Below are 24,304 nucleotides of genomic sequence, written 5' to 3'. Positions count from 1 at the left end.
GAGGATCCGATGAACATCTCGGTTCATGCCGAAGCCGACCTCAATGCGGTCAGCCATGCCGATCTCGCCAACGCCGTCCGTTTCCTCGCGGTCGACGCCATCGAACAATCGCAGTCCGGCCATCCCGGCCTGCCCATGGGCATGGCCGATGTCGCGACCGTGCTGTTCTCGCGCTTCCTCAAATTCGACGCGGCGCATCCCAATTGGCCGGACCGCGATCGCTTCGTGCTGTCGGCCGGCCACGGCTCGATGCTGCTCTACGCGCTGCTCTATCTCACTGGCGGCGCAGTCAGCCTCGACGACATCAAGGCCTTCCGGCAATGGGGCTCGAAGACGCCGGGTCATCCGGAATATGGCCACACGCCGGGCGTCGAGACCACCACGGGTCCGCTCGGGCAGGGGATCGCGACCGCGGTTGGCATGGCGCTCGCCGAGCGCATGGCGAATGCGCAGCATGGCGATGGCCTGGTCGATCACTTCACCTACGTGATCGCCGGCGACGGCTGCCTGATGGAAGGCATCAGCCAGGAGGCGATCTCCCTTGCCGGTCATCTCCAGCTCGGCCGCCTGATCGTGCTGTTCGACGACAATGGCATTTCCATCGACGGGCCGACCTCGCTTGCGACCTCGGACGACCAGCTCGCGCGCTTCGCCGCCTCCGGCTGGTCGGTGCGCCGCGTCGACGGACATGATCCGGAAGCGGTCGCACAAGCGATCGCGGAAGAGCGCGAAACCGCAAGGCCGTCGCTGATCGCCTGCCGCACCATCATCGGCTACGGCGCGCCCGACCGTCAGGGCACCGAGAAGGCACATGGTGCGCCGCTCGGCACCGAGCAGACGGCGGCTGCGCGGCGGAATCTCGGTTGGGATTATCAGCCCTTCGTGGTGCCGATTCCGATCATGAAGGCGTGGCGCATGATCGGACAACGCGGGCAGGTCGACCGTCTCGCCTGGCTCGATCGCTATGAGTGCGCGAGCCCAGCGCAGCGCGAGCTGTTCGTCGAGGGCAAGGTTTTGGCCCTGCCGAGCGCCTATGCCCAGGCGTCGTCGAAATTGCGCGAGCGCTTTGCCACCGAGCGTCCGAAGCTTGCGACGCGGCAGGCCTCGCAACAGGTGCTCGACGGCATCGCGTCGTCAATCCCGGGCCTCGTCGGCGGCTCGGCCGATTTGACCCATTCCAACCTGACGCATGCGAAGACGCAGGTTCCTGTCACGCGCGGCCGATTTGCCGGCGACTACATCCATTACGGCATCCGCGAGCACGGCATGGCGGCGGCGATGAACGGCATCGCGCTGCACGGCGGCTTCATCCCCTATGGCGGCACGTTCCTGGCCTTCTCCGACTACAGCCGGCCGGCGATCCGGCTTGCGGCCCTGATGCGGCTGCGTGTCATCCATGTCATGACCCACGACTCCATCGGTCTTGGCGAGGACGGTCCGACGCACCAGCCGGTCGAGCATCTCGCTGCGCTCCGCGTGATTCCAAATCTGCTGGTGTTTCGTCCCGCCGACGCCGTGGAGACGCTGGAGGCCTGGGACTGCGCGCTGGAAGCGACCACGCGTCCCTCCGTGCTGTGCCTGTCGCGTCAGGCGCTGCCGACCTTCCGCAGCGATGCACGCGGCACGAACCGTGTTGCGCGCGGCGGCTATCTCGTCGTCGCGCCTGACGGCGGCCGCGACGTGACGCTGATCGCAACTGGCTCGGAGGTTTCGATCGCGATCGAGGCCGCACGCCTGCTCGCGACCGAGCACATCCGCGCTGCCGTCGTCTCCGCGCCCTGCTTCGCGCTATTCGAGGAGCAGCAGGAGGGGTACCGCGCCGCCGTGCTGGGCACCGCGCCGCGTGTTGGCGTCGAAGCCGCCGTCCTCGGCGACTGGCCGCGCTGGATCGGCGCGGACGGTGAATTCGTCGGCATGCGTGGCTTCGGCGCCTCTGCACCGGCGCCAGTGCTGTACCGCGAATTCGGCATCACACCGCAGAGGGTTGCGGAAGCGGCAAGGTGCTCGGTCGCACGTCGGAACGAAGGGAAAGCAGCATGAGCTTGCGTGTCGCCATCAACGGATTTGGTCGGATCGGCCGCAACGTCCTGCGCGCGATCGCCGAGTCGCGTCGCAATGACATCGAGGTGGTATCCATCAACGACCTCGGGCCGGTCGAAACCAATGCGCATCTGCTCCGGTATGACTCCGTCCATGGCCGCTTCCCGGGCGAAGTCAGGGTCGACGGCGATGCCATCGACATAGGTCGTGGCCCGATCAAGGTGACCGCGGTCAAGGATCCCTCGCAGCTTCCGCATCGCGCGCTCGGTGTCGACATCGCGCTCGAATGCACCGGCCTCTTCACCTCGCGCGACAAGGCGGCTGCGCATCTTCAGGCCGGCGCCAAGCGCGTGCTGGTCTCGGCGCCTGCGAGCGAGGTCGACCTCACCGTCGTGTTCGGCGTCAACCATCTCAAGCTGACAGGCGATCACGTCGTGGTCTCCAACGCCTCGTGCTCGACCAACTGCCTGGCGCCGCTCGCCCAGGTGCTGGACAAGACCGTCGGAATCGAGAAGGGATTTATGACCACGATCCACTCCTACACGGGGGATCAACCGACGCTCGACACATTCCACAAGGACCTCTACCGCGCTCGTGCCGCGGCGCTGTCGATGATCCCAACCTCGACCGGCGCGGCCAAGGCGGTAGGCCTGGTCCTTCCGGAGCTCAAGGGCAAGCTCGACGGCGTGGCGATCCGCGTGCCGACGCCGAATGTCTCAGCAGTCGACTTCAAGTTCGTCGCCAGGCGCGCGACGACTGCGAAGGAAATCAACGATGCGGTGCAGGCCGCGGCGAACGGCTGGCTCAAGGGCATCCTCGGCGTCACCGACGCGCCCAACGTCTCGACCGACTTCAACCACGACCCACGTTCCAGCATCGTCCATCTCGATCAGACCAGGGTCATGGACGGAAATCTGGTGCGGGTGATGAGCTGGTACGACAACGAATGGGGCTTTTCCAATCGCATGGCCGACACTGCGGCGGCGATGGGCCGGCTGATCTGAACTGAAAGATAGAAACGAACGGAGACGTCCCTTGGCACGCATTACCCTTCGGCAACTGCTGGATCACGCAGCTCACCACGGCTATGCCGTTCCGGCGTTCAACATCAACAACATGGAGCAGGGCCTCGCGATCATGCAGGCGGCGGCCGAGGTCGATGCGCCCGTCATCATCCAGGCCTCGCGCGGCGCGCGCAGCTATGCCGGCGACCTCATGCTCTCGCACATGATCGACGCACTGGAGCGGACCTATCCGGACATCCCGCTCTGCATGCACCAGGACCACGGTAATGACGAGGCGACCTGCGCCAGTGCAATCGCCCATGGCTTTACCTCCGTCATGATGGACGGCTCGCTCAAGGCCGACGCCAAGACAGCCGCCGACTACGACTACAACGTCGCCATCACTCGCCGCGTCGTCGACCTCGCGCACTGGGTCGGCGCCTCCGTCGAAGGCGAGCTCGGCGTGCTGGGCTCGCTCGAGCATGGCGGCGGCGAGCAGGAGGACAGTCACGGCGTCGAGGGCAAGGTCGGCCACGACCAGTTGCTGACCGATCCCGACCAGGCCGTCGATTTCGTCCGCGCCACCAAGGTCGATGCGCTGGCGATCGCGATGGGCACCTCACACGGCGCCTACAAGTTCAGCCGCAAGCCGGATGGCGACATCCTGGCGATGCGGGTGGTCGAGGAGATCCACCGCCGGCTGCCGAATACGCATCTTGTCATGCACGGATCTTCTTCGGTGCCGCAGCCGCTTCAGGACATGTTCAACCAGTTCGGCGGCGAGATGCCGCAGACCTGGGGTGTACCGGTGGAGGAGATCGTTCGCGGCATCAAGAGCGGCGTGCGCAAGGTCAACATCGACACCGACTGCCGCCTGGCGATGACCGCGGTGTTCCGGAAAGTGGCCGCGCAAGCGCGCTCTGAGTTCGACCCGCGCAAATTCCTGAAGCCTGCCATGGACGCGATGCGCGACCTCTGCCGAGAGCGCTTCGAGCAGTTCGGCACCTCAGGCCACGCCAGCAAGATCAAGGTCATTCCCATGAGCGAGATGGCGCGGCGGTACCGTGCCGGCGAACTGGACCCGCGCATCGACACCCGCGAATCCGTCGCGGCCTGATCAATCAAAGAGCAGAGAGAAGAACAGGAGAGAGACATGAACGCACATGCAGGCACGGTTCGCGGCAAAGAGCGCTATCGCTCGGGCGTCATGGAATACAAGCGCATGGGTTATTGGGAGCCCGACTATGTGCCGAAGGACACTGACGTCATCGCGCTGTTCCGCGTGACGCCGCAGGAGGGCGTCGACCCGATCGAGGCTTCGGCGGCGGTGGCCGGCGAATCCTCGACCGCGACCTGGACGGTGGTGTGGACCGATCGTCTGACCGCGGCGGAGAAATATCGCGCCAAGTGCTATCGCGTCGATCCGGTGCCGGGCACGCCGGGCTCGTATTTCGCCTATATTGCCTACGACCTCGACCTGTTCGAGCCGGGCTCGATCGCGAACCTCTCGGCCTCGATCATCGGCAACGTCTTCGGCTTCAAGCCGCTGAAGGCCTTGCGGCTCGAGGACATGCGCTTCCCGGTCGCCTATGTGAAGACGTTCCAGGGGCCCGCAACCGGCATCGTGGTCGAGCGCGAACGCCTCGACAAGTTCGGCCGGCCGCTGTTAGGGGCAACGGTGAAGCCGAAGCTCGGTCTCTCGGGCCGCAATTATGGCCGCGTCGTCTATGAGGCGTTGAAAGGTGGGCTCGACTTCACCAAGGACGACGAGAACATCAACTCGCAGCCCTTCATGCATTGGCGTGACCGCTTCCTCTACTGCATGGAGGCTGTCAACCGCGCGCAGGCCGCCTCGGGCGAGGTGAAGGGCACGTACCTCAACGTCACCGCCGCGACGATGGAGGACATGTATGAGCGCGCGGAGTTCGCCAAGGAGCTCGGCTCGGTCATCGTCATGATCGACCTCGTGATCGGCTACACCGCGATCCAATCCATGGCGAAATGGGCGCGCCGCAACGACATGATCCTGCATCTGCACCGCGCCGGTCACTCGACCTATACGCGGCAGAAGAGTCACGGTGTGTCGTTCCGCGTCATCGCCAAGTGGATGAGGCTTGCCGGTGTCGACCACATCCATGCCGGCACGGTGGTCGGCAAGCTCGAGGGCGACCCCAACACCACGCGCGGCTATTACGACGTCTGCCGCGAGGACTTCAACCCATTGAGGCTCGAGCACGGCCTGTTCTTTGACCAACCCTGGGCGAGCCTGAACAAGATGATGCCGGTCGCTTCCGGCGGCATTCATGCCGGCCAGATGCACCAGCTCCTCGATTTGCTGGGTGAGGACGTCGTGCTGCAATTCGGCGGCGGCACGATTGGTCATCCCATGGGGATTGCGGCGGGCGCGACAGCCAACCGCGTGGCGCTGGAAGCGATGATCCTCGCCCGCAACGAGGGTCGCGACTACGTCCATGAAGGGCCGGAGATCCTGGCCAAGGCGGCACAGACTTGCACGCCGCTGAAGGCCGCGCTCGACGTCTGGAAGGACGTCACCTTCAACTACCAATCCACCGACACGCCGGACTTCGTGCCGACCGCGCTGGAATCCGTTTGAGGAGACATGAGATGAAGTTGACGCAAGGGTGTTTTTCCTTCCTGCCTGATCTCACCGACGATCAGATCTACAAGCAGGTGCAGTACTGCCTCGCCAACGGCTGGGCCGTGAATATCGAGTTCACCGACGATCCGCATCCCCGCAACACCTATTGGGAGATGTGGGGCCTGCCGATGTTCGATCTTGCCGACGCCGCCGGTGTGATGATGGAGCTCGCCGAATGCCGCAGGGTGTATGGCGATCGTTACATCCGCATAAGTGGCTTCGATTCCAGCCATGGCTGGGAATCGGTGCGGATCTCGTTCCTCGTGAACCGGCCGAAGCAGGAGGCTGAATTCGAGCTGGTGCGGCAGGAGGTTGCAGGACGCGCGATCCGGTACACCACCGTCCGCAAGCCGGTTGAGCACGCTTCGGCCTAGACAGCATTCGTTTCCGCGCGGAGCTCTCCCTGCTCCGCTCCCTTGGCGGACAACTGCTTCGCCGCCTGTTCGCGGCGAAGCCCCTTTCTTCGAGATGCCTATGCTTGATGTGCCGCAAAAGACAGAGACCAGTGAAGCCGCATTCGATCTCCGCAAGGAGGCTGAAGCCGCAGGAATCACCGAGACGCTGCGCGAGCTCGATCAGGAGCTGATCGGGTTGAAGCCGGTCAAGAACCGCGTGCGTCAGATCGCCTCGCTCCTCCTCATCGAGCGGATACGGCAGCGTGCGGGCCTCGTCGCCGCGCCGCCGACCTTGCACATGTCCTTCACCGGCAATCCCGGCACCGGCAAGACCACAGTCGCGCTGCGCATGGCAAAGATCCTTCACGGTCTCGGCTTCGTGCGGCGCGGGCAGGTGATCTCGGTAACGCGCGACGATCTCGTCGGGCAATATATCGGCCATACTGCGCCGAAGACCAAGGAGATATTGAAGAAGGCGATGGGCGGCGTGCTGTTCATCGACGAGGCCTACTACCTGCACCGGCCCGACAATGAGCGCGACTACGGCCAGGAGGCGATCGAGATCCTGCTCCAGGTGATGGAGAACCAACGTGAGGACCTCGTGGTCATCCTCGCCGGGTATGGCGAGCGGATGACGAATTTCTTTGCCTCCAATCCAGGCTTCCGCTCGCGCATCGCCCACCACATCGAATTTCCCGACTATTCCGAACAGGAATTGCTCTTTATTGCGGACTTGATGTTGCAGGAGCGGGGATATCGCTTCTCGACTGCCGCGCGCGAGGCTTTCGAAAAGTATATCGCGTTGCGCCGAACGCAGCCGTTCTTCTCAAATGCGCGCTCGATCCGCAACGCCGTCGACCGCATCCGGTTGCGCCAGGCCGACCGGCTGGTTGCCGATCTCGACCGCATGCTGGGGGTCGCGGACCTCGAGACCATCGATTCCTCGGACGTGCTGGCCAGCCGCGTGTTCAGCGGCGGATCTGACGCGCGGAGCGCAAAGCCATGACAAGGGAAATCATCATTGCGCCGTCGATCCTGGCGGCGAATTTCGCGAGGCTCGGGGAAGAGATCGCTGCGATGGATGCGGCCGGCGCCGACTGGATCCATTGCGACGTGATGGACGGGCATTTTGTACCCAATATCAGTTTCGGTGCCGACGTGATCAAGGCGATCAGGCCGTTTACGAGCAAGACGTTCGACGTCCATCTGATGATCGCGCCGGCGGATCCCTATCTCGAAGCTTTCGCGAAAGCCGGTGCCGACATCATCACGGTCCATGCCGAAGCGGGGCCGCATCTCGATCGCTCCTTGCAGGCAATCCGGGCGCTCGGCAAGAAGGCCGGCGTGAGCCTGTGCCCGGCAACGCCGGAATCAGCTATCGAATATGTGCTCGATCGCGTCGACCTCATCCTTGTGATGACGGTCAATCCGGGCTTCGGCGGGCAATCGTTCCTCGGATCGCAGATTACGAAGATCCAGCGCATCCGCGCGATGATCGGCGACCGGCCGATCCGGCTCGAGGTCGATGGCGGCGTCACGCGCGACAACGCGGCCGCCGTTGCGGCTGCCGGCGCGGATACGCTGGTGGCGGGATCGGCGGTGTTCCGCGGCAACGGCAGCGCCGACTACGCGAACAACATCGCCGCGATCCGCGTTGCTGCGCAAGCTGGCCGGGTTCCGAAGCTGCAATTGGGTTCGGCTTCGCTGGCGCGGGCTGGCGAGAGCGAATTGGTTCGATAACCGCGGGTCACGCGACGCCTTCGGGGCGATGCAGGGCTACTTGGTCGGGCATCCACGTGATGGAAAGGTATTTGGATGCGATAGACGCGATCGCCGCGCTGCAACAGCGCCGTCACGGCCATCACCGCTCCAAATGAAAAAGCCGCCGGTTCCGGTTCCGTGCGGCTCGAGAAGTCGCGAGCTGCGTGCCTGTCGCAGCACCCGTGTACCGCCGTTACCTTGTTTGCGGCCATACGGAGGAACTCATAGCCAAAATTGCTGCATTTGGCTGTGACTTGCCCCACAGATGCCGCAACTTTGTGGCATGATCAAAATACAGTCTCGGCGAAACTTTCCCCAAAGTTTGACCCAGGGCAATGCCAACGGGCCGATGTCCGCGTTAACTCTTTCAAGGAAAGAGTGGTCCACGCAGCAAATGTTTCGCACGAGTGCAATCAGTGTGACGCAAACCGGCGAAATAAGCCGGGCGTAGCCAAGGTGGGAGATTCTCATGGAGAACGTGCGTCGGTACCGTGCTCTGGCGTCCTTGTGCCGTCAGCAGGCGGCATATCGACCCCTGCAGAGCTGGGATCTTCTCGGCCAGGCCGAGCATTTCGAACATCTCGCCGAAGCGGAGCTGAAGGCTCACTTCGACGCCTGCAATACGCAAGGCGCTGACGACGCAGCAACCCCGGCAGAGTGGCAGCACACTGCCGCCGCGTGAAGCGCAAAGTTCGCGCTAATGCGACATCAGCGTCGGGATCGTCATAGTTTGCAGCATCGCGCGGGTGACGCCGCCTAGCACGCGCTCTTGCAAGCGCGAATGGCCATAGCCGCCCATCACCAGCAGATCGAGGCTCTCGTCGGCCGCGAGCGACAGGATCGTCGGCTGAATGTCGGCGCGGCTCGCCGACAGGCTGACGATGCGGGCTTCCAGCCCGAGCCGCGCCAGATGTCTTGCAAGCTGATCCGCCGGAGCCGCGCCCGGCGCTGACGTCGCCTCGTTCACCGTCATGATGACGATCTCCGCGGCCCGCGACAGGAACGGCATCGCGTCGCGCACTGCGCGCGCCGCAACGCGGCTGCCATCCCAGGCGATGCCGATTCGCCGTGTCTTGAAGGTGCCGCGGAAGATATGTGGCAGGAACAGCACCGGTCCGCCCGCCTGGAACAGAATCTCCTGCGGCAGGTCGCTGTCGAAGGATCCATGATCTGCATCGGGCTGCAGCACGACGCTGAGATCGTGGAGCCGTGCCATCGCGCCGACCATGTCGATCGCGTCCGCCGGGATCGCACCGACCGGGTGGCAGCTATGGGAAATGCCGGCATGCCCGGCTTCCGTCTCGAATACAGCGAGCGCCGTCTCGGCGCGCTCCGTCGCTCGTTCGCGCTCCATCTCGAACACCGCGGCCACGGCCGCGCCGCCTTCCATCACATAGGCCGTGCTGGTTGCGACATAGCCGACCGAGACCGCATCGAGATGAGCGTTGAAGCCGGCGGCGAGCGACACCGAGCCATCGATGACCGGGCGCATGGGTCGTTCGGTCGGGATGTGGACGAGAATGTCCTTGATCATGACGGCGCCTCCGGCGGAGATCATTTCCACGCCGTAATTTTTCACCGATCCCTCGATGTGCGTTGACCTGCATCAAGCGCCGTCACCCGCGGCTGCTCGTCGCAGCTTTCTTTGCCAAGAATTAATCGCGTGGACGGGACGTCGTAATGTTGTGTCGTCAATGTTGGGCGCAAGGCGACTGCTACCAACATGGACATTTCGACATGAACGATCACATCAATCCCGATTCCGCCAGGCCGCGTGCGATCCTGAAACCCCGGCGCCTCGCGCTGCTCGGTACCGTGGCCGCGCTCGGCGTTGCCGTGCTTGCCGGTGCTTCGAACGGATACTCGCCGTTTGCCGGCGCGTCCTTCACCTCGCCAGCGCTCGCCGCCGAGACGACGCCGACCCCACCCGGTTTTGCCGATCTGGTGGCCAAGGTGAAGCCCGCCGTGATCTCGGTGCGCGTCAAGATCGACCAGACCGACAAGAATGCGATGCTGCAGCAAAACCGGATGGATTCGGATGAGGATTCACCTTTCGATCAGTTCCCGAAGGAGTTCGGCTTCCGCCTGCCGAAGGGCATGCAGCAAATGCCCAACGGCATGCCGCAGCGCCACCGCGTGATCACCGGCGAAGGCTCGGGCTTCTTCATCTCGGCCGACGGCTATGCGGTGACCAACAATCACGTCGTCGACCACGCCCAGTCCGTGCAGGTGACGGCGGACGACGGTACGATCTACACGGCCAAGGTCGTCGGCACCGATCCGAAGACCGACCTCGCGTTGATCAAGGTCGACGGCAAGAAGGATTTTCCGTTCGTAAAATTCTCCGAGCAGCGCCCGCGGATCGGCGACTGGGTGGTTGCCGTCGGTAATCCGTTCGGCCTCGGCGGCACGGTGACGGCGGGTATCGTCTCGGCCAACGGCCGCGACATCGGCGCCGGCCCCTATGACGACTACATCCAGATCGACGCGCCCATCAACAAGGGTAATTCCGGCGGTCCCGCCTTCGACATGAACGGCAACGTGATCGGCGTGAATACCGCGATCTTCTCGCCGTCCGGCGGCTCGGTCGGCATCGGATTCGACATCCCGGCCAACACCGCAAAGCTCGTCGTCGCCCAGCTCAAGGACAACGGCTCGGTCACGCGTGGCTGGCTCGGCGTCCAGGTGCAGCCGGTGACGGCTGATATCGCCGACAGCCTCGGGCTGAAGGAAGCCCGCGGCGCGATCGTCGATACCCCGCAGGACAACAGCCCGGCGTCCAAGGCCGGAATCGAGGCCGGTGACGTCATCACCGCCGTCAATGGCACCGCGATCAAGGACTCCCGCGATCTCGCCCGTACCATCGGCACGATGGCGCCGGGCAGCTCGGTGAAGCTCGACGTCTGGCACAAGGGCGAGAGCAAGACCGTGAGCGTGAACCTCGGCGAGCTCCCGAACGAGCGTCAGGCCAAGGCGAATGGGAAGGCGAATGACAAGGCGGACGAAGGTCAGTCGGCCGCCGGAACGCCGCGTCTCGGCCTCAGCCTCGCACCGGCCGGCGACGTGCAGGGCGCGGGCCAGAAGGGTGTCGTCGTCACCTCCGTTGATCCGGAAGGCCCGGCGGCAAGCCGCGGCATCCAGACCGGAGATGTCATCCTCAATGTCGGCGGCAAAGCCGTCGCCAGCATCGATGACGTCCGGACTGAGTTGAAGCAGGCGAAATCCGCTGGCAAGCGCAGCGTGCTGCTGCAGGTGAAGAGCGCGGAGGCGACGAAGTTCGTCGCGGTGCCGCTCGCCTAAGCAAAGAGAGATCACGCAACAATAAAAGAGGCGGCCTCGCGGCCGCCTCTTTCGTATCGGCTGTGCTTACTAACAGCGGTGTCGCAAGCCGTCTGGGCCTATATAGGTCATGCCGGGTTCGCAATACCCGCCGCGGAACGGTGCGGTCGCAATCGCGCCTGCCGTTCCGATCGCGCCGCCGACCACGCCGGCGGCTACGTCGCCCGGCCAAAAGCCTGAGCCCTCATGATAGTAAACCTGCCCATGGTGCCTTGCGCTCATCGATCGCGCGTGAGGCTCCTGCGCCAATGCAGGCGCCGCCATTGCGGTGGTGAGGACTGCGGCTGCGGCCAATCGTTTCCAGTTCATGTGCTGTCTCCGTTGTCTTCACACGGCAGGTCAACACCTGCCGCGGACAACCGTTTCGGGAACGTCACGAGTTTCATCCGGAGATTGGCCCGCGTTCCGCGACGGTCGCGCGAACCTGCGGAGAGCCGTCCATTTGAGGGGATAAGCCGGCACCGCCCGATAACATTCGCGTTAACGGATCTGTTGCGGACAGGGTTCGGCCCAAAAATTCACATTCACTCAAGCAGGTCGTGAGTCGCCTTTTGCGGCTCGACGGGCGAGGATGGTTGCATCAGCGGAACTCCAAGAGGGGGGGCCGCTTTGTGGAACCGGACCTCGTCAGGAATCGGTGCCAACGATGGATCGATTGAAGGCCTTCAGCAGGGGCGCGTTACTGCTGGTGCCGCTTGTGCTCTGCACCCAAAGTGCGCTGGGTCGCGACGACGGACGTTATACGGATTCCCCGCTCAAGCCATGGTTCGACAGCCTGCGCAGCCACCTCGGTCCATGTTGCTCAGATGCCGATGGCGTGGCGGTCGCTGACCCCGATTGGGAATCGTATGGGGGGCACTATCGCGTGCGCATCGACGGTCAGTGGGTCGAGGTGCCCGATGAGGCCGTCATCACCGAGCCCAATCGGGCCGGGCGAACCATGGTATGGCCCGTGAAGACTGCGTTCGGGATTTCGATCCGCTGCTTCATGCCCGGCACCATGATCTAAAGGACACGTATCGACCTTGGGCGGCGCACGGGAGCTTCGCGCGCCACCGAATTTCGTCTCACCGGGAGCGCTTCTTGCTCGACTTCTTCTTCGAGCCCTTGCGCTTCGACGTCTTCTTCTTCTTCGGGACCTTCTTGCCCTTCTTGCGCGCCTTTGACAGGCCGATTGCGATCGCCTGCTTGCGGCTCTTCACGCGACCACCGCGTCCGCCACGACCGCTCTTGGCCGTGCCTTTCTTGTAGCGGCGCATCTCGCTTTCGACATCCTTGCCGGAGCTCCTCGAATAGCGCCGTTTCTTTGCCTTGCGTGCCATGAGCATCCTCCCATCGCGAGAGAACCGCTTTCGCCTGCGCATGGTTCCTTGTCACTTGCCTAGAGCATGATCCGGAAAAGTGTGAAGCGGTTTTCCGAAAAGATCATGCTCAAACAATAACCTAAAGCGCGATGACGATTCAGCCCAATCTCATCGCGCTTTAGCCGGACGCGGTGACAGGATTCCTCAATAGCGACAACGACACGCGTGACTGCCGGTGGCTGACGCGCGACTGAGAACAAAATCACCCCGCGCGGAACGGACTGGCAGCAGCGCGAATTGTTCGCCATGGTCACGATCAATATCCTCGACAAGCCGATCGAACGCATCCGCGAGACCTGCGAGATGATGGGCGCGCGCGACAAATTCGAACGCACCCTCCCTGAGCTCGAGACCTTCCTCGAATCAGAGATTGCCAGAGGCGAGACCGGCGAGGCGCGGCTCACCTATGACGGGCTCTGTTTCCTCAAGGAAGCCTTTGCGCGGAAGTGATCCGGCACCTCAGAACGAGTTGGCAAGCTCGATCTCGGCCTCCAGCGCCTGGATGCGCTTTGCTGCCTCGTCGAAGCTGAGATCCCTCGCATACTGGCTTGGCTGATAGGCCTCCTCGCTCAGCCGCCGCAGCCGCAGGACCTGGGCCCGCGTCATCTGCGCGGCGAGGAAATCCTTGGCGTCGTATTTACCTTCCACTCGCATTTCCACTCTCCATCCCTGAATCGTGACTTGACTATATGTTCTTATTTTGTTCTAACAAGCCATGGACAACAGAATTAATGAAATTCGTCGTAAAATCAGTACATTAAGGTCCGAGATGGTGGACCTTGAGGCGTCGGTGCGCGACCTCGTCAACCGTGATCGCGATTGCAACGAAAGCGCGCTTCGATTGCTCGGACTGCGCCAGGACATGAAGCGGCTGATCGCTGACTGGAAGGCGGCCGGCGGCGGCGATCTCCTGCCCAATATTGGCGAGCGGATGAGTCTCCGCGCGAACGTCAAGAACGATCCCAAGAAGAACGGTCACAAAGCGGCCCACATGGCCGTGCGCCGGTGAAGCCGGGGGCTCGCCGTGGATGAGGACCCGGACGCGTACCGGATTCTGAAACTGCGCGCCGAGATCCTCGAACTTGGGTCGGCCATCCGCCAGTTGCAGCGTGCCGGCCTCGACGATGCCGCAGCCCAGCTTTTGATCGCGCGCAAGCGCGCGATGCTCGAAACGCTCGTGAAGCGCGAGCCGCAAAGCGCAGCGCAGGACCGATCCGGCCTTAACATTCCTGACATCCGACGCGGCTAAGTCAGACACGTCACGCGACGTGCCGGAGCCTTCCGATGTCGGATACCGAGACGACAGCTCTGTTGCGCGCGGTTCTTGATGAGGTCTGCACGGACATCCCCACATCCGAGACGGCCGCGCGCGAGCGCGTCGCCGCGACAGTTCTCGAGATGATCCGGATGGGGTGCTGCTCGGCCGACGACCTCAGGCGAGCTGGCCGCGATGCGCTCAACCGCGCGCCGACGATGTGGCGCTAGCGGCGTCGCTCGCATCCGCCGATCAAGAAGAAAGCCCCGCGGCGCGCGGGGCTTCTCAAAGGCGTAAATGGGCTCACTTGCTGGGCATGCTGCCGGCTTGATTGGTGCCCGGGCCGACATTGCCCTGGCTCGAGGGATTGGCGGCACCGCCGCTGGACTTCATGTTCGCACCGGTCGTGGTCTGCGACGACGTCATGGACTTATGATGCTTGGTCTTGTTGGACATCGCCTCGGCGGCAAACGGCGCGGCGGCGAGGCCGGCTGCCACGATTACGGCTAAGCCGAGATGGGTCTTCTTCATGCGCGGAACTCCCTTGAGTTAAATTGACGCAGGGAGCCAACAGCGATTGGGTGCGAGAGTTCCAGCGCGAGCGCGACATGCGCCGTTGCGCGTGCTTCAAGTTTCCTTGTCATCCATCAAAACGAACACGGCGCCCGTCAGCGTTGCGCCGATCGCAAAGCTCGTCACGAGCGTGATGACGAACACGAAAATGGTCGGGCTTCCGCCAGCCTTGAGCAGCGCCGCAACGGCAGGATTGATGAGCACCAGCGCGAGGCCAAAGATAAGCCCGAGGGCCGCACCCATCATCGCCTGCGTCATCAACGTGATGGCGCCTGCCGTCGAAACCAAACGTGGCGATTTTCGCGCTCGCATTGCCGTCCTCGACAATCATCCTGAAAACGCACCGGATCATCGCGAGTTCCTCGAACACCGCATCTTCCTGAACAAATATTCATAGTGCGCGATCTTCAGCTGGCGTTCATGCGAGGTCTGAGAGGATCGAGACTGAAGCAACGACATGGAAAGCTCGATCATGGGAAAGGTGATCTTTCTGTACCGCTCGCTTGCCTATCGCAACGCGGCGGCGGAAATGTTGCGCAAGGCGCGCACGCTGCCGCGTGGCGCGGAGCAGCGCGCAGCGCGAAGCTATGCGATGGCCTTGCGCGATCTGGAACGGAGCGAAGCCTGGCTCGAGGGGCGCATCGCGGATGCGCCGTTGCAGATGCAGGCGGTAAGGGTGCGCGCCCGCCGCTAGCCTGAGGCGCGCTGCAATTCGCCGGCGATCGCAGCGTCGAAATTTTCGGCCGCCGGCAGTGTCGCCTTTCGCGTCAGGGGCACTTCGAGGCGGCACAGCAGACCCTCGGCGCGCCAATCGAATTGCGCCTGTCCGCCGAGCTGGGACTCTACGCTCGCGAGCAAGCTCTTGGTGCCGAAGCCGCGCGCCTTCGGCTGCCTGACCAGCGGCCCTCCGGATTCCTCCCAGGTCAGCGCGAGCATCTCGCCATTCACCTCCCAGCCGATCGCAAGCCTCCCCGACCGCGTCGACAGCGCACCGTATTTGGCCGAATTGGTGAACAGCTCGTGCAGCGCCAGCGCCAGCGTTTGCGCGGTAGCAGGCACGAGCTGCACTTCGGGACCCGATAGACGGATCTGGCCGCCGAGCGAATAGGGCGCGAGCTCCTCCTCGATCAGCTTGCTGATCTCGGCGCCTTGCCAGCTCGACAGCGACAGAATGGTGTGCACGCGTGCCAGCGCATTGATGCGTCCTTCGACGGCATTGACGTAGGTCTTGACGTCGTCGGCGCGGGTCAGCCGGACGATTGATTGCGCGAGTGCCAGGGCGTTCTTGGCGCGGTGATCGACTTCGCGGGCGAGCAGGTTCTGCCGCTCCTCGGCGCGCTTGCGCTCGGTGATGTCGACCGTGACGCCGCTCACCCGCACCACGCGACCGTTTCCGTCCAGCGTTGCCGCCGCCGTTCCGACACACCAGCGCACCTCACCATCCGGCCGCTGAATGCGGAATTCGGCTTCATAGGCGCGCGCGCCCGTGTTGAATTCGGCGATCGCCTTGCGGAATTGATCGACATCGTCGGGGTGCAGCAGCGCCTGCACGTTGGCCGAGGTGACGTCGAAGGTCTCCGGGCTGACGCCGAAGATGCGATACTGGCCTTCGTCCCACATCCAGTCGCCGTTGATCCAGTCCCAGTCCCAGGATCCCATCTTGCCGGCGGCGATCGCCATGCTGCGCCGCTGCTCGCTCTCGAGCAGCTTGGCGGTGGAGCTTTCGAGCTCGGCGGTGCGTGCGCGAACGCGATCCTCCAGCTCCTGGTTCAGCCGCTCGAGCTCGCGTGTCTTGCGATAGAGCTCGGCGAATACCTTGATCTTGGCGCGCAGCACCTCCGGCACCACCGGCACCGGAACGTAGTCGACCGCGCCCATCTCGTAGCCGCGCAGGCGATCGATGTCGGACACCTGGATTGCCGAGATAAAGATCATCGCGATCTTCTGGAAACGCGGATGCTCGCGGATCATCGCCGCGAGCTCGAAGCCGTCGAGCTCGGGCATGCAGACGTCGACCAGGATCACCGCGATTTCGCTCTTCAGCAAAATCTCCAGTGCCTCGCGACCGGACGAGGCGATCACGAGGTTCTCGCCGAGGTCCTTCAGGATCACCTCATAGGCGAGCAGCTTGGCCGGCTGGTCGTCGACAAGGAGAATGTTGACCTTTTCGTGGTCCATACTCGGATCCCACTCAGCGATGCAGCCACATGCGGATCGCAAGCAGCAATTGATCGGTGTTGACGGGTTTGGCGAGATAGTCGGAAGCGCCCGCTTCCAGACATTTCTCCCGGTCGCCCTTCATCGCTTTCGCAGTCAGCGCGATGATCGGCAGGCGCAAAAAGGCCGGGTTCTCCCGGATCACGCCGATGGTCTGATAGCCATCCATCTGCGGCATCATGATGTCCATCAGCACGATCGCGATATCCGGATTGGACTGCACGAGCGCCACTGCCTCGCGGCCGGTGGTGGCGGTCAGCACCTTCATGCCGCGCCGTTCCAGCACGCTCGACAGCGCGAAGATGTTGCGGGCATCGTCGTCGACGAGCAGCGCGGTCTTGCCGATCAGGTCCTCGTCGGAACTGTTCAGCTTCTCCAGCATGCGCTGCTTTTCGGTCGGCAGCTCGGTGATCACCCGGTGCAGGAACAGGGCGGTCTCGTCGAGCAGGCGTTCGGGCGACTCCACGCCCTTGACCACGATGCTGCGCGCCATGGTGTGGAGCTCGGCATCCTCTTCGGCCGATAGTTCTCGACCGGTGAAGACCACGACCGGAATGTTCGACAGTGCCTCGTCGCTGCGGATCTGGTCCAGCACCTCGAAGCCGCTCATGTCCGGCAGACGCAGGTCCAGCACCACGCAGTCGTAAGGAGCGTCGCGCAGCGTCGAGAGCGCGCCGGCACCGGTTTCGGTCGCCACGATCTCGATGTCGTCATGATGCAGCAGCTCGCGGATCGAGAGCTGCTCCGCCTCGTTGTCCTCGACGATGAGGAGCCGCTTGCGCCGCGGCCTTGCATATTCCTTGATCTGGGTCAGCGCGGCGGAGACGCCCTCGGTCGTGGTCGGCTTGTTGATGAAGGAGAAAGCGCCGCGGGCGAGCGCGTGCTGGCGATCCTCGTCCAGCGTGATGATCTGAACGGGGATGTGGCGGGTCAGCGGATTGTGTTTGAGCTGGCTTAGCACCGTCCAGCCCAGCATGTCCGGCAGAAAGACGTCGAGCGACACCGCCGTCGGTTGATATTGCTTGGCGAGCTCCAGGGCTTCAGCGCCGCGTGCCGCGACCAGCACCTTGAAACCCTTGTCGCGGGCGAGATCGACCAGCACGCGAGCGTAATGCGGATCGTCCTCGACGATCAGCAGAATGGTATCCCCCGGTTCGAGATTGAGCCGGTCGTCGGGCAGTTGCTCGATGACGCGCTCGGGCGCAGTTGCCTGCACCTGGAGCGCGGGCGGCTGGTTGGCCGCGGGCGCGGTCCGTGGCGCGAGTGTCGGTCCTGAATATTTGAGCGGCAGGTACAGCGTGAAGGTGGAACCCTTGCCGGTCGCGCTGCGCAGGTGGATCTCGCCGCCGAGCAGGCTTGCGAGCTCGCGGCTGATGGCGAGCCCAAGGCCGGTGCCGCCATATTTGCGGCTGGTGCCGGCGTCGGCCTGCTGGAAGGCCTCGAAGATCAGCTTCTGCTTCTCCAGGGGAATGCCGATGCCCGTATCGGTGACCTCGAACGCGATCACTGCCGGCGCAGCGTTGAGCACGGGATGATCCGGCGTCCAGCCGCCTAGCGCGCAGGCGACCTTCAGTCGTACGCCGCCGTCGGCCGTGAACTTGAAGGCATTCGACAACAGGTTCTTCAGCACCTGTTGCAGCCGCTTGGAGTCGGTGACGATGCTGCGGGCGAGGTTCGGATCGACTTCGACGTTGAAGGACAGGTTACGGTTCTCCGCCTCGTGCCGGAACGGACGTCCGACGGTCTCCAGCAGGTTCGCGGTCAAGATCTCCTCCGCGTCGACGGTCACCGTGCCGGACTCGATCTTGGAAAGATCGAGAATGTCGCTGATCAGGTTCAACAGATCAGTGCCGGCACCGTGGATCGTGCGGGCGAACTCGACTTGCTTGGCCGAGAGGTTGCCATCCGGATTGTCGGTGAGCTGCTGGCCGAGGATCAGGATCGAGTTCAGCGGCGTGCGCAGTTCGTGGCTCATATTGGCGAGGAATTCGGACTTGTACTTCGAGGTCAGCGCGAGCTCGGTCGCTTTTTCCTCCAGCGCGCGGCGGGCCTGTTCGATCTCCTGGTTCTTGCGCTCGACTTCCACGTTGCGTTCGGCGAGCTGCTGCGCCTTCTGCTCGAGCTGATCGTTGGTCTGCCGCAACTCGCGCTGCTGGGCCTGGAGCTCGCCGGCGAGCTGCTGCGACTGCTTGAGCAGGCCTTCGGTCTGCATCGTCGCCTCGATCGAGTTGAGCACGATGCCGATGGAGTCCGTGAGCTGCTCCAGGAACGTCATTTGCGAGGTCGTGAATGAGGCGAGCGAGGCGAGCTCGATGACCGCCTTGACCTGGCTCTCGAACAGCACCGGCAGTACCACCAGGTTCTTCGGCACCGCGCGCAACAGCGCCGAGTTGATCGGCACCACGTCGGTCGGGATGTCCGCAACCACGCGCGGGCGCTTGTCGAGGGCACATTGCCCGGCGAGACCGTCACCGAATTGCAGCACCTGCGGATAGGGATAGGCACCGTCGCCGGCATAGGAGGCAAGCAGGCGGAGCTGCGGGCTGTCCTCGTTCTCGATCTGGTAGATCACGCCGGTATGGGCGTTCACCAGCGGCGACAGCTCGGAGAGCAGGAGACGGCCGACGGTGGTGAGGTCGCGCTGGCCCTGGAGCATGTTGGTGAATTTGGCGAGGTTCGTCTTCAGCCAATCCTGCTCGGTGTTCACGTCCGTGGTGAGACGCAGATTGGTGATCATGGTGTTGATGTTGTCTTTCAGCTCCGCGACCTCGCCGCGGGCATCGACCTGAATCGACCGGGTCAGGTCGCCCTTGGTCACGGCAGTTGCGACCTCCGCGATGGCGCGCACCTGCGAGGTGAGGTTCGCTGCCAGCAGGTTGACGTTGCCGGTGAGGTCCTTCCAGGTGCCGGCGGCGCCCGGCACGTTGGCCTGGCCGCCAAGGCGTCCCTCGACCCCGACCTCGCGCGCCACCGACGTCACCTGGTCGGCGAAGGTCGCGAGCGTCTCGGTCATGTTGTTGATGGTGTCGCCGAGAGCGGCGACTTCGCCCTTCGACTTCACGGTGAGGTTCTGCTTGAGGTCGCCGTTGGCGACCGCGGTCACGACCTTGACGATGCCGCGCACCTGCTCGGTGAGGTTCGCCGCCATGAAGTTCACGGTGTCGGTGAGGTCCTTCCAGGTGCCGGCGACGCCGGGCACCTGGGCCTGGCCGCCGAGCTTGCCTTCGGTGCCGACCTCACGCGCCACGCGCGTGACCTCGCCGGCGAAGGCGTTGAGCTGGTCCACCATGGTGTTGATGGTGTTCTTCAGCTCGAGGATCTCGCCCTTCACGTCGACGGTGATCTTGCGGGACAGGTCGCCGCGCGCCACGGCAGTCGTGACCTCGGCGATGTTGCGCACCTGCGTGGTGAGGTTTGCGGCGAGCAAGTTGACATTGTCGGTGAGGTCCTTCCAGGTGCCGCCGACGCCGGGCACCACGGCCTGACCGCCGAGCCGCCCCTCGGTCCCGACTTCGCGCGCCACGCGCGTCACTTCGGCAGCGAAGGAGCGGAGCTGCTCGACCATCGTGTTCAGCGTGTCCTTCAGCAGCAGGATCTCGCCGCGGACGTCGACCGTGATCTTCTTCGAAAGGTCACCGCCCGCGATCGCAGTCGCCACCTCGGCGATGTTGCGGACCTGCGCGGTCAGGTTGGACGCCATGAAGTTGACGTTGTCGGTGAGGTCCTTCCAGGTGCCGGCAACTTCAGGCACTTGCGCCTGGCCGCCGAGCTTGCCTTCGGTGCCGACCTCGCGCGCGACACGCGTCACTTCCGATGCGAAGGCATTGAGCTGGTCCACCATGGTGTTGATGGTGTTCTTCAGCTCGAGGATTTCGCCGCGCACGTCGACGGTGATTTTGCGGGACAAGTCGCCGCGCGCCACGGCAGTCGTCACTTCGGCGATGTTGCGGACTTGGGCGGTGAGGTTGCCCGCCATCGAGTTCACGCTATCGGTGAGGTCCTTCCAGGTTCCGGCGACGCCGGGCACGTTGGCCTGGCCGCCGAGACGGCCTTCGGTGCCAACCTCGCGCGCCACGCGCGTCACCTCGCCCGCGAAGCGGTTGAGCTGGTCGACCATCGTGTTCAGCGTGTCCTTGAGCTGAAGGATCTCGCCGCGCACGTCGACGGTGATCTTGCGCGAGAGGTCGCCGCCTGCGATGGCAGTCGCCACCTCGGCGATGTTGCGCACTTGGGCGGTGAGGTTGCCCGCCATCGAGTTCACGCTCTCGGTGAGGTCCTTCCAGGTGCCGGCGACGCCGAGCACGTTAGCCTGGCCGCCGAGCTTGCCTTCGGTGCCGACCTCACGCGCGACGCGCGTGACTTCACCGGCGAAGGCGTTGAGCTGGTCGACCATGGTGTTGAGCGTTTCCTTGAGCTGAAGGATCTCGCCCGACACGTTCACGGTGATCTTCTTCGACAGGTCGCCCTTGGCCACAGCGGTCGCGACCTCGGCGATGTTGCGGACTTGGCCGGTCAGGTTCGAGGCCATCGAGTTGACCGAGTCTGTCAAGTCCTTCCAGGTGCCGGCGACGCCACGCACCTGAGCCTGACCGCCGAGCTTGCCTTCGGTGCCGACCTCGCGCGCCACGCGCGTCACTTCGCCGGCGAACGCGTTGAGCTGGTCCACCATGGTATTGATGGTGTCCTTCAGCTCCAGGATTTCGCCGCGCACATCCACGGTGATCTTCTTCGACAAGTCGCCGTTCGCGACCGCCGTCGTCACCTCGGCGATATTGCGGACCTGGGCGGTGAGGTTCGACGCCATCGAGTTGACGCTCTCCGTCAGGTCCTTCCAGGTGCCGGCGACGCCCAGCACGTTGGCCTGGCCGCCGAGCCGGCCTTCGGTACCGACTTCGCGCGCCACGCGCGTCACTTCGCCGGCGAACGCGTTGAGCTGGTCGACCATGGTGTTGAGCGTTTCCTTGAGCTGAAGGATCTCGCCCGACACGTTCACCGTGATCTTCTTGGAGAGGTCGCCGCTCGCGATCGCGGTCGCGACGTCGGCGATGTTGCGGACCTGCGCCGTCAGGTTCGAGGCCATGAAGTTGACGTTGTCGGTGAGGTCCTTCCAGGTGCCGGCCACACCAGGCACCTGGGCCTGGCCGCCGAGCTTGCCTTCGGTGCCGACCTCACGCGCGACGCGCGTCACTTCGGATGCAAAGGAGTTGAGCTGGTCCACCATGGTGTTGATGGTGTCCTTCAGCTCCAGAATTTCGCCGCGCACGTCCACGGTGATCTTGCGGGACAGGTCGCCGCGCGCCACCGCCGTCGTCACGTGGGCGATGTTGCGCACCTGTGCGGTCAGGTTGCCGCACATCGCGTTGACGGAGTCGGTCAGGTCCTTCCAGGTGCCGGCGACGCCGGGCACGATGGCCTGGCCGCCGAGCTTGCCGTCGGTGCCGACCTCGCGCGCCACGCGCGTCACTTCCGAGGCGAAGGAACGAAGCTGGTCCACCATCGTGTTGATGGCTTCCTTGAGCTGCAAGATCTCGCCGCGGACGTCGACCGTGATCTTCTTGGAGAGGTCGCCATTGGCCACCGCGATCGTCACCTCTGCGAGGTTGCGCACCTGGTTTGTCAGGTTGTTCGCCATCGAGTTGACACTCTCGGTCAAATCCTTCCAGACGCCGGTCACTTCCGGCACCTGGGCCTGGCCGCCGAGTTTGCCTTCGGTGCCGACCTCGCGAGCCACGCGCGTCACCTCGGAGGTGAACACGCCGAGCTGCTTGATCATGGTGTTGACGATGGTCGCCGATTGCAGGAATTCGCCGCGCAAGGGGCGGCCGTCGACGTCGAGCTTGACAGTTTGCAGCAGGTCGCCTTGCGCCACCGCCGCGACCGCGCGCGTCACCTCACGCGTCGGCCACAGGAGATCGTCGATCAACGTGTTGACCGAGCCTTCCATGTCCGCCCACGAGCCGCTCGCAAGCCCGAACTTCACGCGCTGGCGGGTCTTGCCCTCGCGACCCACCACCTGGCCGACCAGCTCGAGCTGCTGTGCCATGCGCTGGTTGGCGGCGATGATCTCGTTGAAGGTGTCGGCGATCTTGCCGTCGATGCCGAGATAGTCGCCGCTCATGCGCACGGAGAAATCGCCGCTGCGCATGGCTTGCAATGCAAGTAGCAACTCCTGCCGGGAGTCGGCTTCCGGAGTGCCATTCACTTTTCGTTTGGGGACGCGGCGACCAGATTGCGAAACCGGTCCGGGATCGAGATCGCTCATGTCATTCCCCCCGCAAGTGCGTATCCGAATCCAAAGCTAGTACGCAGTCTTGGAAATAGAACGTCAGCGAAATTCCAAATCAAGCCGCACCATTGGAGCATGAAAAATTGGAACCTGCCTCGCTCAGCCCGGCCGAAACAACGCAGCGGCGGGAACAGGGTTCCATCCGATTCAGGAATTTTTTCTTTGCCTTGCGAGGACCGTTCCAGATGCGGAACGGCGGTGACGGGTCGTTCGGAACGGAGCGCGCGACCTCCGGTTAGCCCGCGAAGAGAAGGAGCCATTATGAGAATAGTAACCGTAGCCATCGCTGCCACCTTGCTGATCGCCGGCGGGGCCTATGCGCAGAACGGTGCACCGAGCGGCCGTGGGGCCGTCACCGGTGATCCGGCGGCGAGCTCGGCCACGCCCGGCTCCGCGCTGACGACGGGGGCTGCGACGCGGCCAAGCCGGAGCGGCAGCGGCACATCTACCTCGGGCGGCCGGGACGACAATGGCGACCGGGGCAGGGACAAGATGCCCGAGAGCAATCGTATCGTGAAGCCGGAGAGCGAGCAGCATCATCCCGAACGGTGAGTGCCTACTTGTCGGCCATCGTGCGCGCGGCGTCGCGGAGCTGCGATCGCAGGATAGGCAACTGCTCGCGCGCGAAGGCGCTGAGCGCGTCATTGTCGGGTGCTCGCAGATAGCGCTCGAGCAGGGCGATGGTCTCTTCATATTCGGCGACCTGCGCCGCGTAGAATTGCCTGACATAGGCCGGCCCTTCGGAGTCGTCGGGACCGGTGAGTGCGGCGTCCGCGGTCGAGGTTTTGCGAACGTCGGGCTCGGCGCCGATCGCTTGCTGGATTCGCTTCAGCGCCTTGTCGCGCTTGGCTGCGTCGTCGGCCCGCGAGATCGCGAGGGTCTTGATCTCCTGATTGCCCCTAAGGTCGGCGCTCTCGAGCAGGCCTTGCTGGAATCGCCCGAACGCATAAAGACCGCTGATGACATCGGTTGCCGTCGGCGTGCGCACGGAATCGTGCCCGGCCCATGTTCGCTCGCCGCTGTTGTCGGCGAGTACAGCGGTGCTCATGAGCAACAGGACGGTGGCGACGATGATGCGCATGGATCGTCAATGGCGGGCTTACGCCGAAGTTCCCGCGACATTACGATCCGGTAAGGGCGGTTGCGCGCAGCACCGTGGCTTCCCAACTCTTTGACATGAAGCAATCTGATATCTTCAGGGAAAACGCCGAGAACTGCCTGCATCTCGCCGAGCGGGCCGAAGGGCAACCCGCCTTCAAACGCTACCAGCGGATGGCGGAAGCCTGGTCGGCGCTGGCCGAGGAACAGGACTGGCTCGACGGCGAAATCCCGCCCGTCGCCCAACGCGTGCCGCAAAAGAAGCAGACATCATAGCCGCTCTCGCGTTCGTGAGCCCTCGTGTGAGACCGCT

General features: G+C 63.9%; 26 protein-coding genes. 17 read left to right on the top strand and 9 right to left on the bottom strand.

The features are described from left to right. Nucleotides 1-9 precede the first annotated feature (9 nt). From tkt to NLN62_RS03925, 8 genes are all read left to right on the top strand, one after another. Nucleotides 10-2,040: a transketolase gene (tkt, locus tag NLN62_RS03960; protein WP_254107453.1), complete on the top strand. Its 2,031-nt coding sequence runs from the start codon at nucleotides 10-12 to the stop codon at nucleotides 2,038-2,040. After that, complete coding sequence (gene gap, locus NLN62_RS03955) at nucleotides 2,037-3,044, top strand: type I glyceraldehyde-3-phosphate dehydrogenase (RefSeq protein ID WP_254107451.1); 1,008 nt, start codon at nucleotides 2,037-2,039, stop codon at nucleotides 3,042-3,044. Before tkt ends, gap begins: the two co-directional genes overlap by 4 nt. A 31-nt stretch (nucleotides 3,045-3,075) precedes the next feature. Next, entirely contained in the window at nucleotides 3,076-4,161 is a 1,086-nt protein-coding gene (fba, locus tag NLN62_RS03950; RefSeq protein ID WP_254107449.1) for a class II fructose-bisphosphate aldolase, read from the top strand. 36 nt (nucleotides 4,162-4,197) lie between these two features. Further along, entirely contained in the window at nucleotides 4,198-5,658 is a 1,461-nt protein-coding gene (locus NLN62_RS03945) for a form I ribulose bisphosphate carboxylase large subunit (RefSeq protein WP_027524344.1), read from the top strand. An 11-nt stretch (nucleotides 5,659-5,669) separates the two neighbouring features. Next, complete coding sequence (locus NLN62_RS03940) at nucleotides 5,670-6,077, top strand: ribulose bisphosphate carboxylase small subunit (RefSeq protein ID WP_254107447.1); 408 nt, start codon at nucleotides 5,670-5,672, stop codon at nucleotides 6,075-6,077. Nucleotides 6,078-6,177: 100 nt separating this feature from the next. Then, nucleotides 6,178-7,104, top strand: a complete 927-nt coding sequence (gene cbbX, locus NLN62_RS03935; RefSeq protein WP_027524346.1) for a CbbX protein — start codon at nucleotides 6,178-6,180, stop codon at nucleotides 7,102-7,104. After that, on the top strand, nucleotides 7,101-7,838 hold the full coding sequence (rpe, locus tag NLN62_RS03930) for a ribulose-phosphate 3-epimerase (protein ID WP_027524347.1): 738 nt from the start codon (nucleotides 7,101-7,103) through the stop codon (nucleotides 7,836-7,838). Before cbbX ends, rpe begins: the two co-directional genes overlap by 4 nt. Before the next feature lie 490 nt (nucleotides 7,839-8,328). Next, complete coding sequence (locus tag NLN62_RS03925; RefSeq protein WP_254107445.1) at nucleotides 8,329-8,541, top strand: hypothetical protein; 213 nt, start codon at nucleotides 8,329-8,331, stop codon at nucleotides 8,539-8,541. 15 nt (nucleotides 8,542-8,556) lie between these two features. On the opposite strand, the gene NLN62_RS03920 is transcribed toward NLN62_RS03925, so the two are convergent. Continuing rightward, nucleotides 8,557-9,393, bottom strand: a complete 837-nt coding sequence (locus NLN62_RS03920) for a universal stress protein (protein WP_027524349.1) — start codon at nucleotides 9,391-9,393, stop codon at nucleotides 8,557-8,559. A gap of 203 nt (nucleotides 9,394-9,596) precedes the next feature. On the opposite strand from NLN62_RS03920, the gene NLN62_RS03915 reads away from it, so the two are divergent. Next, on the top strand, nucleotides 9,597-11,159 hold the full coding sequence (locus NLN62_RS03915) for a Do family serine endopeptidase (RefSeq protein ID WP_254107444.1): 1,563 nt from the start codon (nucleotides 9,597-9,599) through the stop codon (nucleotides 11,157-11,159). A 69-nt stretch (nucleotides 11,160-11,228) separates the two neighbouring features. On the opposite strand, the gene NLN62_RS03910 is transcribed toward NLN62_RS03915, so the two are convergent. Next, nucleotides 11,229-11,507, bottom strand: coding sequence for a hypothetical protein (locus NLN62_RS03910; protein ID WP_084801502.1), 279 nt, complete (start codon nucleotides 11,505-11,507; stop codon nucleotides 11,229-11,231). Nucleotides 11,508-11,844: 337 nt separating this feature from the next. On the opposite strand from NLN62_RS03910, the gene NLN62_RS03905 reads away from it, so the two are divergent. After that, on the top strand, nucleotides 11,845-12,207 hold the full coding sequence (locus NLN62_RS03905) for a hypothetical protein (RefSeq protein ID WP_035663003.1): 363 nt from the start codon (nucleotides 11,845-11,847) through the stop codon (nucleotides 12,205-12,207). A 58-nt stretch (nucleotides 12,208-12,265) separates the two neighbouring features. On the opposite strand, the gene NLN62_RS03900 is transcribed toward NLN62_RS03905, so the two are convergent. Then, nucleotides 12,266-12,520, bottom strand: a complete 255-nt coding sequence (locus tag NLN62_RS03900; protein ID WP_254107443.1) for a DUF6496 domain-containing protein — start codon at nucleotides 12,518-12,520, stop codon at nucleotides 12,266-12,268. A 288-nt stretch (nucleotides 12,521-12,808) separates the two neighbouring features. On the opposite strand from NLN62_RS03900, the gene NLN62_RS03895 reads away from it, so the two are divergent. Then, nucleotides 12,809-13,012, top strand: a complete 204-nt coding sequence (locus NLN62_RS03895; RefSeq protein ID WP_254107442.1) for a hypothetical protein — start codon at nucleotides 12,809-12,811, stop codon at nucleotides 13,010-13,012. Nucleotides 13,013-13,021: 9 nt separating this feature from the next. Here the strand turns inward: NLN62_RS03895 and NLN62_RS03890 are convergent, their stop codons facing one another. Then, nucleotides 13,022-13,216 carry a DUF3072 domain-containing protein gene (locus tag NLN62_RS03890; protein WP_027524352.1) on the bottom strand — a complete coding sequence of 65 codons (195 nt, stop codon included), beginning with the start codon at nucleotides 13,214-13,216 and terminating at the stop codon, nucleotides 13,022-13,024. 115 nt (nucleotides 13,217-13,331) lie between these two features. Here NLN62_RS03890 and NLN62_RS03885 point away from each other — a divergent pair, with 115 nt between their 5' ends. From NLN62_RS03885 to NLN62_RS03875, 3 genes are read left to right on the top strand one after another with little or no spacing between them, the layout of a single operon-like run. Continuing rightward, nucleotides 13,332-13,571, top strand: coding sequence for a hypothetical protein (locus NLN62_RS03885; RefSeq protein WP_027524353.1), 240 nt, complete (start codon nucleotides 13,332-13,334; stop codon nucleotides 13,569-13,571). Nucleotides 13,572-13,586: 15 nt separating this feature from the next. Continuing rightward, nucleotides 13,587-13,811: a hypothetical protein gene (locus NLN62_RS03880; RefSeq protein WP_254107441.1), complete on the top strand. Its 225-nt coding sequence runs from the start codon at nucleotides 13,587-13,589 to the stop codon at nucleotides 13,809-13,811. Between the two features lie 35 nt (nucleotides 13,812-13,846). Then, nucleotides 13,847-14,047 carry a hypothetical protein gene (locus tag NLN62_RS03875; protein ID WP_027524355.1) on the top strand — a complete coding sequence of 67 codons (201 nt, stop codon included), beginning with the start codon at nucleotides 13,847-13,849 and terminating at the stop codon, nucleotides 14,045-14,047. Nucleotides 14,048-14,120: 73 nt separating this feature from the next. On the opposite strand, the gene NLN62_RS03870 is transcribed toward NLN62_RS03875, so the two are convergent. Next, entirely contained in the window at nucleotides 14,121-14,348 is a 228-nt protein-coding gene (locus tag NLN62_RS03870; RefSeq protein WP_027524356.1) for a hypothetical protein, read from the bottom strand. A 96-nt stretch (nucleotides 14,349-14,444) separates the two neighbouring features. Next, nucleotides 14,445-14,702 (bottom strand): hypothetical protein, encoded by a 258-nt coding sequence (locus NLN62_RS03865; protein WP_027524357.1) that lies wholly within the window; start codon nucleotides 14,700-14,702, stop codon nucleotides 14,445-14,447. A 160-nt stretch (nucleotides 14,703-14,862) separates the two neighbouring features. On the opposite strand from NLN62_RS03865, the gene NLN62_RS03860 reads away from it, so the two are divergent. Further along, nucleotides 14,863-15,084: a hypothetical protein gene (locus NLN62_RS03860; RefSeq protein ID WP_254107440.1), complete on the top strand. Its 222-nt coding sequence runs from the start codon at nucleotides 14,863-14,865 to the stop codon at nucleotides 15,082-15,084. Here the strand turns inward: NLN62_RS03860 and NLN62_RS03855 are convergent. Both NLN62_RS03855 and NLN62_RS03850 read right to left on the bottom strand, forming a co-directional pair. Beyond that, complete coding sequence (locus NLN62_RS03855; protein ID WP_027524359.1) at nucleotides 15,081-16,568, bottom strand: HWE histidine kinase domain-containing protein; 1,488 nt, start codon at nucleotides 16,566-16,568, stop codon at nucleotides 15,081-15,083. The two genes, NLN62_RS03860 and NLN62_RS03855, sit on opposite strands and share 4 nt — an antisense overlap. A gap of 13 nt (nucleotides 16,569-16,581) precedes the next feature. After that, nucleotides 16,582-22,869, bottom strand: a complete 6,288-nt coding sequence (locus NLN62_RS03850) for a HAMP domain-containing protein (protein ID WP_254107439.1) — start codon at nucleotides 22,867-22,869, stop codon at nucleotides 16,582-16,584. A gap of 285 nt (nucleotides 22,870-23,154) precedes the next feature. On the opposite strand from NLN62_RS03850, the gene NLN62_RS03845 reads away from it, so the two are divergent. After that, nucleotides 23,155-23,445 (top strand): hypothetical protein, encoded by a 291-nt coding sequence (locus NLN62_RS03845; protein WP_254107438.1) that lies wholly within the window; start codon nucleotides 23,155-23,157, stop codon nucleotides 23,443-23,445. A 4-nt stretch (nucleotides 23,446-23,449) separates the two neighbouring features. Here the strand turns inward: NLN62_RS03845 and NLN62_RS03840 are convergent, their stop codons facing one another. After that, entirely contained in the window at nucleotides 23,450-23,974 is a 525-nt protein-coding gene (locus NLN62_RS03840; protein ID WP_254107437.1) for a DUF4142 domain-containing protein, read from the bottom strand. A gap of 95 nt (nucleotides 23,975-24,069) precedes the next feature. Between NLN62_RS03840 and NLN62_RS03835 the strand changes: the two genes are divergently transcribed. Next, nucleotides 24,070-24,267 carry a hypothetical protein gene (locus NLN62_RS03835; RefSeq protein ID WP_027524363.1) on the top strand — a complete coding sequence of 66 codons (198 nt, stop codon included), beginning with the start codon at nucleotides 24,070-24,072 and terminating at the stop codon, nucleotides 24,265-24,267. Nucleotides 24,268-24,304 lie beyond the last annotated feature (37 nt).

The sequence above is a fragment of the Bradyrhizobium sp. CCGUVB23 genome, from assembly GCF_024199885.1.
GTDB lineage: Bacteria > Pseudomonadota > Alphaproteobacteria > Rhizobiales > Xanthobacteraceae > Bradyrhizobium.
This window is presented reverse-complemented; position numbering and strand designations above follow the sequence as displayed.

Coding starts and splice junctions, on each gene's coding strand:
- rpe (WP_027524347.1), top strand. CDS start 7,101: ATGACAAGGGAAATCATCATTGCGCCGTCGATCCTGGCGGCGAATTTC.
- NLN62_RS03875 (WP_027524355.1), top strand. CDS start 13,847: ATGTCGGATACCGAGACGACAGCTCTGTTGCGCGCGGTTCTTGATGAG.
- NLN62_RS03890 (WP_027524352.1), bottom strand. CDS start 13,216: ATGCGAGTGGAAGGTAAATACGACGCCAAGGATTTCCTCGCCGCGCAG.
- NLN62_RS03895 (WP_254107442.1), top strand. CDS start 12,809: ATGGTCACGATCAATATCCTCGACAAGCCGATCGAACGCATCCGCGAG.
- NLN62_RS03855 (WP_027524359.1), bottom strand. CDS start 16,568: ATGGACCACGAAAAGGTCAACATTCTCCTTGTCGACGACCAGCCGGCC.
- NLN62_RS03885 (WP_027524353.1), top strand. CDS start 13,332: ATGGTGGACCTTGAGGCGTCGGTGCGCGACCTCGTCAACCGTGATCGC.
- NLN62_RS03910 (WP_084801502.1), bottom strand. CDS start 11,507: ATGAACTGGAAACGATTGGCCGCAGCCGCAGTCCTCACCACCGCAATG.
- NLN62_RS03900 (WP_254107443.1), bottom strand. CDS start 12,520: ATGGCACGCAAGGCAAAGAAACGGCGCTATTCGAGGAGCTCCGGCAAG.
- NLN62_RS03870 (WP_027524356.1), bottom strand. CDS start 14,348: ATGAAGAAGACCCATCTCGGCTTAGCCGTAATCGTGGCAGCCGGCCTC.
- cbbX (WP_027524346.1), top strand. CDS start 6,178: ATGCTTGATGTGCCGCAAAAGACAGAGACCAGTGAAGCCGCATTCGAT.
- gap (WP_254107451.1), top strand. CDS start 2,037: ATGAGCTTGCGTGTCGCCATCAACGGATTTGGTCGGATCGGCCGCAAC.
- NLN62_RS03945 (WP_027524344.1), top strand. CDS start 4,198: ATGAACGCACATGCAGGCACGGTTCGCGGCAAAGAGCGCTATCGCTCG.
- tkt (WP_254107453.1), top strand. CDS start 10: ATGAACATCTCGGTTCATGCCGAAGCCGACCTCAATGCGGTCAGCCAT.
- NLN62_RS03920 (WP_027524349.1), bottom strand. CDS start 9,393: ATGATCAAGGACATTCTCGTCCACATCCCGACCGAACGACCCATGCGC.
- NLN62_RS03850 (WP_254107439.1), bottom strand. CDS start 22,869: ATGAGCGATCTCGATCCCGGACCGGTTTCGCAATCTGGTCGCCGCGTC.
- NLN62_RS03925 (WP_254107445.1), top strand. CDS start 8,329: ATGGAGAACGTGCGTCGGTACCGTGCTCTGGCGTCCTTGTGCCGTCAG.
- NLN62_RS03840 (WP_254107437.1), bottom strand. CDS start 23,974: ATGCGCATCATCGTCGCCACCGTCCTGTTGCTCATGAGCACCGCTGTA.
- NLN62_RS03940 (WP_254107447.1), top strand. CDS start 5,670: ATGAAGTTGACGCAAGGGTGTTTTTCCTTCCTGCCTGATCTCACCGAC.
- NLN62_RS03905 (WP_035663003.1), top strand. CDS start 11,845: ATGGATCGATTGAAGGCCTTCAGCAGGGGCGCGTTACTGCTGGTGCCG.
- NLN62_RS03835 (WP_027524363.1), top strand. CDS start 24,070: ATGAAGCAATCTGATATCTTCAGGGAAAACGCCGAGAACTGCCTGCAT.
- NLN62_RS03915 (WP_254107444.1), top strand. CDS start 9,597: ATGAACGATCACATCAATCCCGATTCCGCCAGGCCGCGTGCGATCCTG.
- NLN62_RS03860 (WP_254107440.1), top strand. CDS start 14,863: ATGGGAAAGGTGATCTTTCTGTACCGCTCGCTTGCCTATCGCAACGCG.
- NLN62_RS03865 (WP_027524357.1), bottom strand. CDS start 14,702: ATGCGAGCGCGAAAATCGCCACGTTTGGTTTCGACGGCAGGCGCCATC.
- NLN62_RS03845 (WP_254107438.1), top strand. CDS start 23,155: ATGAGAATAGTAACCGTAGCCATCGCTGCCACCTTGCTGATCGCCGGC.